The sequence below is a fragment of the Pseudomonas sp. R3-18-08 genome, from assembly GCF_003852065.1.
GTDB lineage: Bacteria > Pseudomonadota > Gammaproteobacteria > Pseudomonadales > Pseudomonadaceae > Aquipseudomonas.
Map to the genome: position 1 here is coordinate 871114 of NZ_CP027729.1, position 11878 is coordinate 882991.

At 56.1% G+C, this 11878-nt stretch carries 14 protein-coding genes and 1 tRNA gene; 1 reads left to right on the forward strand and 14 read right to left on the reverse strand.

From position 1 onward, the window contains the following. Window positions 1–48 precede the first annotated feature (48 nt). Entirely contained in the window at window positions 49–261 is a 213-nt protein-coding gene (locus C4J92_RS26920; protein WP_164487514.1) for a hypothetical protein, read from the forward strand. 429 nt (window positions 262–690) lie between these two features. Here the strand turns inward: C4J92_RS26920 and sctL are convergent, their stop codons facing one another. The 14 genes from sctL to C4J92_RS03915 form a co-directional block, all read right to left on the reverse strand. Continuing rightward, the gene (sctL, locus tag C4J92_RS03850) at window positions 691–1308 is read right to left on the reverse strand and encodes a type III secretion system stator protein SctL (protein ID WP_124403018.1); all 618 of its coding nucleotides are present in this window, start codon (window positions 1306–1308) and stop codon (window positions 691–693) included. A gap of 2 nt (window positions 1309–1310) precedes the next feature. Beyond that, window positions 1311–1715 (reverse strand): type III secretion protein, encoded by a 405-nt coding sequence (locus tag C4J92_RS03855; protein WP_256657451.1) that lies wholly within the window; start codon window positions 1713–1715, stop codon window positions 1311–1313. Between the two features lie 151 nt (window positions 1716–1866). Further along, a complete protein-coding gene (gene sctJ, locus C4J92_RS03860; RefSeq protein WP_124369510.1) occupies window positions 1867–2688 on the reverse strand; it encodes a type III secretion system inner membrane ring lipoprotein SctJ in 822 nt (273 codons plus the stop codon). A 6-nt stretch (window positions 2689–2694) separates the two neighbouring features. Then, complete coding sequence (locus C4J92_RS27120) at window positions 2695–3117, reverse strand: EscI/YscI/HrpB family type III secretion system inner rod protein (protein ID WP_256657452.1); 423 nt, start codon at window positions 3115–3117, stop codon at window positions 2695–2697. A gap of 53 nt (window positions 3118–3170) precedes the next feature. After that, complete coding sequence (locus C4J92_RS03870) at window positions 3171–3377, reverse strand: hypothetical protein (RefSeq protein WP_124365748.1); 207 nt, start codon at window positions 3375–3377, stop codon at window positions 3171–3173. 179 nt (window positions 3378–3556) lie between these two features. Next, entirely contained in the window at window positions 3557–4483 is a 927-nt protein-coding gene (locus tag C4J92_RS03875) for a sigma 54-interacting transcriptional regulator (protein WP_124365749.1), read from the reverse strand. Window positions 4484–4893: 410 nt separating this feature from the next. After that, complete coding sequence (gene ychF / locus C4J92_RS03880) at window positions 4894–5994, reverse strand: redox-regulated ATPase YchF (protein WP_057725888.1); 1101 nt, start codon at window positions 5992–5994, stop codon at window positions 4894–4896. 21 nt (window positions 5995–6015) lie between these two features. Then, window positions 6016–6600, reverse strand: a complete 585-nt coding sequence (gene pth, locus C4J92_RS03885) for an aminoacyl-tRNA hydrolase (protein ID WP_124403019.1) — start codon at window positions 6598–6600, stop codon at window positions 6016–6018. A 168-nt stretch (window positions 6601–6768) separates the two neighbouring features. Continuing rightward, window positions 6769–7374 carry a 50S ribosomal protein L25/general stress protein Ctc gene (locus C4J92_RS03890; protein WP_124361194.1) on the reverse strand — a complete coding sequence of 202 codons (606 nt, stop codon included), beginning with the start codon at window positions 7372–7374 and terminating at the stop codon, window positions 6769–6771. A 138-nt stretch (window positions 7375–7512) separates the two neighbouring features. Then, a complete protein-coding gene (locus C4J92_RS03895) occupies window positions 7513–8454 on the reverse strand; it encodes a ribose-phosphate pyrophosphokinase (protein WP_003208392.1) in 942 nt (313 codons plus the stop codon). Window positions 8455–8500: 46 nt separating this feature from the next. Further along, window positions 8501–8575, reverse strand: a tRNA-Gln gene (locus C4J92_RS03900). 37 nt (window positions 8576–8612) lie between these two features. Further along, entirely contained in the window at window positions 8613–9416 is an 804-nt protein-coding gene (ispE, locus tag C4J92_RS03905) for a 4-(cytidine 5'-diphospho)-2-C-methyl-D-erythritol kinase (protein ID WP_256657489.1), read from the reverse strand. A gap of 49 nt (window positions 9417–9465) precedes the next feature. Beyond that, window positions 9466–10083 (reverse strand): lipoprotein insertase outer membrane protein LolB, encoded by a 618-nt coding sequence (gene lolB, locus C4J92_RS03910; protein ID WP_124365751.1) that lies wholly within the window; start codon window positions 10081–10083, stop codon window positions 9466–9468. 4 nt (window positions 10084–10087) lie between these two features. Further along, window positions 10088–11812 carry a tetratricopeptide repeat protein gene (locus C4J92_RS03915; protein WP_124361197.1) on the reverse strand — a complete coding sequence of 575 codons (1725 nt, stop codon included), beginning with the start codon at window positions 11810–11812 and terminating at the stop codon, window positions 10088–10090. Window positions 11813–11878: the final 66 nt, after the last annotated feature.

The following is an 11878-nucleotide window of genomic DNA, read 5'->3' on the forward strand; positions in this document are numbered from 1 at the left end:
TTTCCCTGATTAGTGCGACAACGAACGTAGCGAGGTGGGGCTGAGCGGATGGGTCGGCTTGTTCAGGCGTGCAAAGGTTGCCCGCCAGGTATCGCGTTGGTTGAGCAGGGACTCTATACAGCGTTGCAGAAGCTGTTCGCCGTAGGGCTTATGCAGGCAATGAACCAGCCAGAGTTCACCGCTGGTTGGGTGTTGAGCGAGAGCACCCTGGAAGTGATGCAGGCTTATCGCGCCCAGTCGCATCCACGTCATCAGCACTGATTTATTCGGGGGTTGTTGGGTCAGTTGGACACTTAGCAGAAGAGTGTCCGGACAGTGACGCAAGACGATTTCGTCGTCGTTTTCGAATAACCTCAACTCTGCGCCGCCACTTCTCAAACACTCGGCAAGTAGCTCTTTCATGTTACTGGGCGCTGTCCAGAGCAGACTTCATTAGCATGAACTTTACGCGGGTCTGTTCATTGATGAGGTATTCAGACTTGCGATGTTTTACCACAAGGTCATAAAACAAGTCCGCGTCCTGCTCTGACCCGGAGTAATTGTTTACTGCAGAGTCGACCTCACGTTTAACGTGTTTTGCGTCTCTGACAAGTCTATCTCTAAGGCTGTCGAAAAAGTTCATGTGAGGTGCCTTTCTGGGTGTGTATCCCTTTATGGCTTTTATTTCGAAATGGTTCCATGTATTGCTGCTTATATGTTAAGAAATATGTCCCCGCCGTCCGTTGTCGAAGGGCTTTCATCGCTGTTCATGACGGCCTTGACCATAGAGATCCAGTCAATGCGGAAATCTCCCTCATCGGTATTCAATAACAGCGTTTGAGGCTCGATCGAGTTTGCTGCGCGCAGCGACCAGTGATGACTACCGCTGCTGTCTAGGCATCGCCTCACCGTCTCAAGGTCATGTGGATTACAAAGTAATGTCGCCTTGATTGCAGGGATTTGGCACGCCAGCAACTGCTTGATCAGGGCGCCGATACGTTGAGGTGGGGACGTTTGCTCGAGCAAAAGGTGAATAGCCTGGTTGGCAATTGAAGTGGCGCATCGTTCGAGGTTTTCACAGAGGGCCTGGCGCTCTGCTTCCCAGCGTTTGAGTTGGGCATCGGCACGCTGCCATATTTCAAACCCTGCTTGTTCAAGCAAGTGTTCCCGTTGTTCGTGTGCCTCCCTCAGCAATTGTCTGGCACTAGCCTTTGCCTGCTCTATCACATCACTGGCCTGGGTATAACTGGCCAGGGTTTCACCGGAAATCAGGCTTCCCGGGAGAGGCGGCGTGGCGCCAGGCGAGTTGATCGTACGTCGACATAGCATCGTTAATCTCCTTGCGGCTGCGGCCATGATTCGCAAGCGCTGCTATTAAGGTTCAGCGTGCCTATACGCCACACCACGGCGTGCCAGAGGGTATCGAGCCGACTGTGCGATCCATTGAGCGCCAGTGGCATTTCTTCCAGGTCAAGCACGCGTCGGCGTGCAAAGCGTAGCCTTATCCGTTGCCAGGCCGCAGGTGGGATCCAAGCGCGCAACAACTGCAACGGATCCTTATCCGGTTGCACAATATCCAGGCATAGCGCCTTGGACAGGCTGTTACACCACAGAAGATGGTGCTCATCCAATGCTGCTGCGTAGCTGGGCCGGCAGATACCGTCGATCAGTGCCAGCCCCAGCTCAAGTTGCTCGCATGAGGCAATTGCCAATTGGAGTAAGGCGGGGTCAGGCATTGTCGGCAGGCAGGGAGTAATACCGTAATGTGTACCCGTTGCGACTAGCCCGCGGCGATGGATGTCTACAAGCGCCGCATGGGTATGCGTGCTTTTCCAGTCTGCGTGCGCATACAACCAGGGGGCTGCCCACCATCGGGCCCATGCGAGGTTACTCATTGTTTGAATGAGCGGGCATGTCAGGGGACCGCGCGTGCGTTTGAGCGTGCAAGACAGGTTCGGGCGTGGCTCGCTGTTTTCGCTTCTGCCAGAACAGGGTGGCCGACACCATAAGCGCCAGGACCAGTAGCGAGACCGTCACGCTGGCCCGCCAAAAACCGAGGTCGTCACCTGGGACCAGAAACGGCCCGAAGTAAACCAGGCTTTGTTGTTCCGTATAAGCTGTCGCCGGCACGAATACCACGGTCAGTTTCTGCGGATTATCGAGCGCCGTGGCCATGCCGGGTATGCTACTGGCAACCAGCCTGCGCACACGGGCCCTGATATTGTCGGGGTCAAGCCGCGGATCATGTTTGATAAACACCGACGCGGAGGCCGGTTGGACAGGCTCGCCCGGCGCCACTCGCTCAGGCAGTACCACATGGACCCTGGCCACGATGACCCCATCAATGTTCGATAAGGTGGTTTCCAACTCCTGAGACAGGGCGTAGATGTAGCGTGCTCGTTCTTCCAGCGGCGTCGAGATGACGCCTTCTTTACGAAAAGTGTCGCCCAACGTAGCGCGTGCTGCCCGAGGTAGTCCAACGGCCTCCAGCGTTCGTACGGCCCTTGCAATATCGATGGCATTGACTACCACGACAACGCCGTCTTTGGCGGGAACCTTACTCGCACGAATATGTTTGTCCGCCAGTTCTGCTACAACTTCGTTAGCCTCTTGTTCCGTTAATTGCCGGTGGAGTTCGACACGTTCACTGCAGCCACTTAGCATGAGTGTGAAAGACAGGGTTAATGCAGTAAACAACGTGCGCGTCATGTTGACCTACTGGAGGTTGCTGATTTTATCAATGCACTGCGCGGTTTTACCAACACACTTCGTCAACATTAGCTGAAGCAATAATGCGTCGGAGAGTTGGCCCGGGTATTTTCGGGCTTCGTCAAGTTTGTCTGTGCTGCCGAGTGCACGCAAACTTTTGGACATACGTTCAGTTACGCCGGTTAGCTTGCCTGCGGTGTCGGTCAACAGGTTTTTTGGCGTTGGCTGATCAACTGTCGGGCTCGTATAGGCAGATGGCGTCATGGCCGAATTGAAAAAGTTCACATCTGTGCTTGAGGCGAACACTTCTTCTGTTCTGTAGGCGCCCGGCAGTCTGGCGTCAGCAGGCTTTATAACTTCTATCATCATGCAGCCCCGTGGTTGAGTAGTTGCCAATGCGGTGTTGATAGTCGGTAATGGAGTCTGCACTTAAATGGCCCTCCCGGCAGAGGCTGCCGGAAAGGCCAGATACGTTCAGGCGGTTACAAACGCAGGGCGTCGACAGCCGATTTGATACCGCTGGTATTGGCGTTCTCTGCCGCTTTGAACGCGTTTTTTACACCGTCTGCGCGTTTCTTGCGTTCAGAGGCTTCCAAGCCAGCGTCGGCATCCTGCGCAGACATACCGCCACTGCCACCGCCAAAACCGCCCGCATAAGGTGAATAGGAAGATCCACTAGGAATAGTCATATCATTTTCTCCGTAGATAACGTTATTTTTACTGGGGTCAGCAATACGCTAAAAATGTGTGTATAACCGTAGTGCCTTTCCAACATTTAAGTGGTTCAAGAGATTTTTGCGTTCCATGGGGTTCCGAGCGGAATGTTTCAAAAAGTGTAAGTTGATAGCGGTATAGGTCGTGGCGATTCTCAGCTCAGCGAAACGCCCAGATGCTTCATCCGGTGGTAGAGCGTTCTTTTGGCTACTCCTAGTTCTATCGCCACACTGTCGACACAGCGGTCGTTTTGACGAAGAGACTCCTCAATCAGCGATTTCTCCATCTGATGCAAGCGGGCCTTCAGGCTCATTTCCCGTTCCTGGCGCGTTATCACCGTTGCTGAGAGCGGTGGCAGGCCCAGTACAAAACGCTTCGCCGTAGAACGTAACTCGCGCACATTGCCCTTCCAGGAATGACACAGCAACTGCTGTAACAACCACTTGCCGGGACGGGGCGGAGCAGGGAGTTTGAAGTGCTCAGCCTCATGCTCAATCATATCGAGGAACATCGGTATAATTCGCTCTCGCCGCTCCCGTAAAGCCGGAAGATGAATGCTGACAACATTCAAGCGAAAGTACAGGTCTCGCCGGAAGGTACCTTGCTCGACCATGTCGTGCAGCGCGTGCTGAGCAGAGGCGATCACTCGCATGTCCACGGGTATGAATCGGGTCGAGCCTAAACGCTCCACCCCGCGAGACTCCAATACCCGTAGCAGCTTGGCTTGCAACGTCAGTGGCATGCTGTCGATTTCATCGAGGTATAAGGTGCCCAAGTGTGCCGCTTCAACGAATCCGGCTCGAGATTGCATGGCGCCCGTGTAGGCGCCGCTGTTGACGCCGAACAACTGGCTTTCGGCAAGGCTTTCCGGGATGGCCGCACAGTTGACCGCAACGAAGTTTCCTTTGCGGCGTGACAGGTGGTGAATACGTTGTGCCAATGTATCTTTACCGGTACCTGTTTCTCCCATCAACAGAATATCTATATCGAGAGCGGCTGTGCTGTTAACAGTCGTTTCGATGTTCGGGCAATCAGAAAAAGTTATATCTGTTATAGGTTTATTCTGACTGAGCGTCGACATAAATGCTTTGGTCCATTGCGGTAGCCACTCGATAAGGGCTGTCTCCATTAGCGTTAGTTAAACAGGATTTTTTTGGCTTGTCATGATCCAGTTAAAGCAGCAGGCAAAGTGAAAAGTATGAATGCTCAAGCGATAAAGGATTTCAAGTGAAGATTGGAAGTGTCAGGCAAATTGGGTGTAAGAGAAATCCTGAATTAATAGCGATTAATTTTAAATGGCGAGTTTTTTAACCAGGGATTACGGTTAATGTGCGTCGAGCGTTTGAAGTTAAAACGTATCAGCAGATGTCATGCTCGCAAAGTTTGTTTCTTCATAGTAAGTATTTTATTTGCGCGGCGCTCTAACGCCCACAAAAAAGCCGATGCAATGCATCGGCTCATTTTTGCGGCGTCAAAAACCGCAGGCAATTCTTACACGTTGAAACGGAAGTGCATCACATCACCATCCTTGACGATGTATTCCTTACCTTCCAGACGCCACTTACCGGCCTCCTTGGCACCGGCTTCGCCCTTGTACTGGATGAAGTCGTTGTAGGCGATCACTTCAGCGCGGATAAAGCCTTTTTCGAAGTCGGTGTGGATCACGCCGGCGGCCTGTGGCGCGGTGGCGCCAACCTTGACGGTCCAGGCACGGACTTCTTCAACACCGGCGGTGAAGTAGGTCTGCAGGTGCAGCATTTCGTAGCCGGCGCGGATCACGCGGTTCAGACCAGGCTCTTCCAGGCCCAGGGCCTCGAGGAACATGTCTTTTTCTTCGCCGTCATCCAGCTCTGCGATTTCCGCTTCGATCTTGTTGCACACGGGGACCACGATCGCGCCTTCTTCGTCGGCGATGGCCTTGACCACGTCCAGCAGCGGGTTGTTCTCGAAGCCGTCTTCAGCGACGTTGGCGATGTACATCACAGGCTTGGTGGTGAGCAGATGGAAGCCCTTGATCACGGCTTTTTCGTCGGTGCTCATGTTCTTCATGAGGCTACGCGCCGGCTTGCCTTCGGTGAAGTGAGCGATCAACTGCTCCAGCAGGCCTTTCTGGACCACCGCGTCCTTGTCACCGCCCTTGGCGTTGCGCGCGACTTTCTGCAGCTGTTTCTCGCAGCTGTCGAGGTCGGCGAAGATCAGTTCCAGGTCGATGATCTCGATGTCACGCTTGGGGTCAACGCTGTTGGAGACGTGAATCACGTTCTCGTCTTCAAAGCAGCGGACCACGTGGGCGATGGCATCGGTCTCACGGATGTTGGCCAGGAACTTGTTGCCCAGGCCTTCCCCTTTCGAGGCGCCCGCTACCAGGCCGGCGATGTCGACGAATTCCATGGTGGTCGGCAGGATGCGCTTGGGATTGACGATGGCAGCCAATGCAGCCAGGCGCGGGTCGGGCATGGCCACGATGCCGCTGTTGGGCTCGATGGTACAGAAGGGGAAGTTCTCCGCTGCAATACCGGACTTGGTCAGGGCGTTGAACAGGGTGGATTTGCCGACGTTGGGCAGGCCGACGATGCCGCAATTGAATCCCATGGTGTTTCCCCTCGGTAAAAGTCAGGCCTTCTGGCTGTGCAGGTTTTTCATCGCACGGTTCCATTCACCGGCGAAGATATCCGGCAGCACGCCGAGGGCAAAGTCGATGCTGGCATCGAGTTTTTCCTGTTCGGCGCGTGGCGCACGACCCAGGACGAAATTTGAAACCATACTGGCAACGCCTGGGTGGCCAATGCCGAGCCGCAGACGGTAGAAATTATTCTGATTACCCAACTGCGCGATGATGTCGCGCAAGCCATTGTGCCCGCCATGCCCGCCGCCCAGCTTGAGCTTGGCAACGCCGGGTGGCAGGTCCAGTTCGTCATGGGCCACCAGGATTTCCTCGGGTTTGATCCGGAAGAACCCCGCAAGCGCCGCGACAGCCTGGCCGCTGCGGTTCATGTAGGTGGTGGGAATCAGCAGACGAACATCCTGACCCTGGTGCGAGAAGCGCCCGGTCAGGCCAGAATATTTGCGATCGGCCACAAGATTGACGCCTTGGGCGTGGGCGATGCGCTCAACAAAAAGGGCCCCCGCGTTATGCCGGGTCTGTTCGTATTCGGCGCCTGGATTTCCCAGGCCAACGATCAGTTTAATGGCGGTCACGACAGGGGCCCTTCCTTTGGAGTTGTGGATAACATCGCCGCAACCAACGTGCGGCGAAAGTGGACGACAGGAGCTCACTTATCCAGAGATAAACTTCGCGTTATCGCCCGCTTTCTCGCTACGTTTCGGTCCGCGATGTTTCCTCAAGCTCCGACGCTGCACAGAGCATTACTCGGCAGCGGTTTCGCCTGCTTCATCTTCTGCTACAACACGTGGCGCGTGGACGTTGGCAACAGCCTTGTCGTCGTTGTGAGCCAGTGCAACGAACTCAACGCCTTTAGGGGCCTTGAGGTCGGACAGGTGAATGATGGTGCCGATTTCAGCAGCCGACAGGTCGACTTCGATGAACTCAGGCAGGTCTTTCGGCAGGCAGCTTACTTCCAGCTCGGTAGTAGTGTGGGAAACAACGCCACCTTTCTTGACCGGAGCTTCTTCACCAACAAAGTGCACTGGAACGATGGCGGTCAGTTTCTGGCCGGCAATAACGCGTACAAAGTCAGCATGCAGCACGTGGCCTTTGGCCGGGTGACGTTGCAGGGCTTTGATGATCACGTTCTGCTTGGTGCCACCGACGTTCAGTTCGATAACGTGGCTGTAGGCAGCATCGTTTTCGAGCAGTTTGGCAACTTCTTTAGCCAGCATGCTGATGGATTCAGGGGCTTTGTCGCCACCGTAAACTACAGCTGGAACCAGGCTTGCGAGACGACGCAGGCGGCGGCTCGCACCTTTCCCCAGGTCGGAACGCACTTCAGCATTCAGAGTAAAATCGTTCATGTTGTATCTCCAAAATAACCACATTCGCCCCAGCGTTTGCGACCAGCGCTAAAGGCGATATGGGCAAAAAAGCCCCGCCCCAGCGGAATGCTGGGGCGGGGCGCTTTTCGTCAGTGAAATGGTCCGCAGGTTTGACCCTTAGCGGAACATCGCGCTGATCGATTCTTCGTTGCTGATGCGGCGAACCGCTTCGGCAACTACCGGTGCGATATCCAGTTGACGGATACGCGAACAGGCTTGAGCTGCAGCGGACAACGGGATGGTGTTGGTCACCACCAGTTCGTCCAGCATGGAGTTCTCGATGTTCTCGATCGCTCGGCCCGACAGCACAGGGTGTGTGCAGTAGGCGAAGACTTTTGCGGCACCGTGCTCTTTCAAGGCTTTCGCCGCGTGGCACAGGGTGCCGGCGGTGTCGACCATGTCATCAACCAGAATACAGGTACGCCCTTCGACATCACCGATGATATGCATCACTTCAGAGTGATTGGCTTTCTCGCGGCGTTTGTCGATGATACCGAGGTCCACGCCCAGGGATTTGGCGACAGCCCGTGCACGCACGACGCCACCAATGTCCGGGGACACGATCATCAGGTTTTCAAAGCGTTGGTCTTCGATGTCATCCACCAGGACGGGGGAGCCGTAGATGTTATCTACTGGAATATCGAAGAACCCCTGGATTTGGTCAGCGTGCAGGTCAACCGTGAGAACACGGTCGATACCTACCACGGTCAGCATGTCAGCAACGACTTTCGCGCTGATGGCCACACGTGCGGAGCGCGGACGGCGATCCTGACGGGCATAACCAAAATAAGGGATTACAGCTGTGATTCGAGTCGCTGAGGAGCGGCGGAAGGCATCAGCCATCACGACGAGTTCCATCAGGTTATCGTTGGTCGGAGCGCAGGTCGGCTGAATAATGAAGACGTCTTTACCGCGAACGTTTTCATTGATCTCGGCAGTAATTTCGCCGTCGGAGAATTTACCGACAGAGATGTCACCGAGAGGGATATGCAGCTGACGTACGACACGTCGAGCCAGATCGGGGTTGGCATTCCCCGTAAAGACCATCATCTTGGACACGCGCAGTACCTAGAGGCTGAGGGTAACCTGGATGAGTATTAGAAAATGGCAGGGGCGGCTGGATTCGAACCAACGCATGGCAGGATCAAAACCTGCTGCCTTACCGCTTGGCGACGCCCCTGTATCTGTTGCAACGAGTGCCTAACACTCGATTCCTTTTAGAGCAGATTTTGCAGCTTGCGATGCAACATCGAAACGTTGCTTCCTTTTGCTACAAACCCTGTAAGGGTCTCTGTAAGAAGGGCCGAGACTTTATCAGCTTCAGCTTTGCTTGGGAAGCCCCCAAACACACAACTTCCAGTTCCGGTTAATTTTGCTTCGGTAAATTTACCTAACAAATTCAAAGCGTTACGTACTTCTGGATAACGCCTTGCTACAACCGGTAAGCAGTCATTTCGACTGTTTCCCTTGGGAACGGGGCGCACTTTAATGGGAGAAGAGTTACGTGTCAACAACGGATCTGAAAAAATTTCTGCTGTACTTACAGATACTTGCGGCACCAGCACGAGATACCACGGCTCTTCGGGCTCCACGGGGGTCAGTTTCTCCCCCACGCCCTCGGCAAATGCGGCATGCCCATGCACGAAAACCGGGACGTCGGCGCCGAGTGTGAGGCCCAGTACGGCCAGGCGATCAAGGTCCCAGCCCAGTTGCCACAAGTGGTTGAGGCCGAGCAGGGTGGTCGCGGCATTTGAACTGCCACCACCGATGCCGCCGCCCATGGGCAGGATCTTATCGATCCAGATATCGATGCCGAGTGGGCAGCCGGATTGCTGCTGAAGTTTCTTCGCGGCCTTCACGATCAGGTTGCTGTCGTGGGGCACGCCTTCGAACGCGGTGTGCAGCTTGATCACGCCGTCGTCACGCACGGCGAAGGTCAGTTCATCGCCGTAGTCGAGAAATTGAAACAGCGTCTGCAACTCGTGGTAGCCGTCTTCACGACGGCCCAGGATGTGCAGCATCAGGTTGAGTTTGGCGGGAGAGGGCAGCGTCAGTGTTGCGACAGTCACGTTATTGCCCCAATTTACGCGGTTGCCAGTCCTTGATCACCAGCGTGACGTCAAGGTCGGTGCCGTGCAGTTTGATGCGCTCGGGCAGCCAGTAGCCGTTCTGTTGCACGTAGCTCAGGTACTCGACCTGCCAACCGTCCTGCTCCAGGGAGGCCAGGCGACTGTCACCATTGAGGCTCAAGCGGCTTTTGCTGTCCGGCGCGGGCAGGCCGCGCACCCACCAGACCAGATGTGAAACGGGCAGCTTCCAGCCGATCTGCTGCTCCAGTAGTTCTTCCGGCGAGGTCGCTTCATAGCGGCCCTGGTTGGCCACTTCAAGGCTGACTTGCCCCGGCCGACCGGTCAGGCGAGCGGCACCGCGCCCCAGCGGGCCTGAAAGACGAATATCGTAGTAATCCTGGCGTTGCAGCCAGAACAAGGTGCCGCTGCCGGAATCTTTCGGTGCGCGCACCCCGACCTTGCCTTCGATCTGCCAGCCGTCAATGCTGCTGAGCTGGTCCTTGTGCTGTTGCCATTGTGCCGGGTTGCCCTGGCCTTCAACGGATTCGCGGTTGCCTACACCCGCGCAACCGGCGAGCAGGGCGATGAAACTGAAAACGATAACGTGGCGCAAGAACATAAGCTTATAGGGTCTCGGATCCGGTCAGGCGCTTGATGGTGCCGCGCAGGATGGGGCTTTCGGGTTGTTCCTTGAGGAATTTTTCCCAGATTTGTCGCGCTTCGCGTTGCTTGCCGTTGGCCCACAGCACTTCGCCCAGATGGGCGGCTACTTCCTGGTCGGGGAAGCGCTCCAGCGCCTGGCGCAGCAGGCGCTCGGCCTCGTCGAGGTTGCCCAGGCGATAGTTGACCCAGCCCAGGCTGTCGAGCACGGCCGGGTCTTCCGGGTTGAGCTTGTGGGCCTGTTCGATCAGCACCTTGGCTTCGGCGTAGCGCGTTGTGCGGTCGGACAAGGTGTAGCCCAGGGCGTTGAGGGCCATGGCGTTGTCCGGGTCGCGCTTGATGATCAGGCGCAGATCTTTTTCCATCTGCGCCAGGTCGTTGCGTTTTTCTGCCTGCATGGCGCGGGTGTAGAGCAGGTTGAGGTCGTCGGGGTATTGCAGCAACGCTTGTTGCAACAATTTCCAGGCGCGTTCGCCCTGGTTGTTGGCCGACAAAGTCTCGGCCTGGATCAGATACAGCTGGATCGCGTAGTCCGGTTCGGCATCGCGGGCCGCGGCCAGGCGTTTCTCCGCTTCGTCGGTACGACCGTTGCTCATCAGAATATCGGCCTGGCGCAACTGGGCCGGCAGGTAATCATTGCCCGGGCCGACCTGGGCGTACTCGAGCAAGGCCGCTTGCGGGTCGTTGCGTTCTTCAGCGATGCGGCCCAGGTTCAGGTGCGCCGAGTCCACATGGCTTTCGCGCGCGACCAGCTCTTCAAGATAACCCTTGGCCTCGTCCCAGGCCTTGGCTTCCAGGCACACCAGCGCGAGGGAATAACGCAGTTCGTCATCGTCCGGGTATTGCTGGACCAGATTGGCGAACTGCACCTTGGCGTCTTCCATCCGATCCTGCTCAACCAGCATCCGCGCGTAAGTCAGGCGCAGGCGCTTGTCGTCCGGATATTTCTTGATGCTTTTTTCCAGCAGCGGAATCGCTTCCTTGCCGCGGTTGAGGTTCTGCAGCAGGCGGGCGCGTAGCAGGATCGGGGCAATCTCACCGTCTTCCGGCGGGTTCTGCTCCAGCAACTTGAGGGCGGCGTCGGCTTCATCGTCCTGTTGCAGCAGCAAGGCTTTGCCGAAAATCAGCTGGCTGTTCTTCGGATGCTTTTGCAGCAGGCGGTCGAAACTCTTCATCAGGCCATTGCGCGTGTCCTGGTCGGTATCGGCGGCTGACAGCGCAAGGAAGTCAAAATGCGTGTCGCCCTTGCCCTGCAAGACTTTTTCCATATAGACCATGGAATCGTCATAGCGCCCGGCGCGTGCCAGCTGCACAGCTGCCGCCCGTTGGGCTTCCAGGTCGTCCGGGGCGTTTTTTGCCCAGATCAGCGAGGCGTCCAGCGCAGCCTGGTCGGCGCCCAGGTACTCGGCGATGCGAAACGCGCGTTCCGAAATACCGGGGTCCTGGGTATTGATGGCCTGGGTCACGTAGTTATCCAGGGCAATATCGAAGCGATTACGCTGGCCGGCCAGTTCTGCGGTCAGCAGGCTGTAGACCGTTTCTTCGCTGAACGAGGAATAAACCTTGGGCTTTTCAGGGGCGGGGGTGCTGTCTTCCACCGGCGCTGTAGCGTCCGGCGACACGGGTGCCATGGCCTGGCAGCCGCTGAGGAAGACAAAAGCAAGGAGCAACGCGGAAGATCTATTCATATAGGAAGAGGACGACTAACCTGCGGTCGGATCATCATGACACAAGCCTTCGGCCAAACATAACCG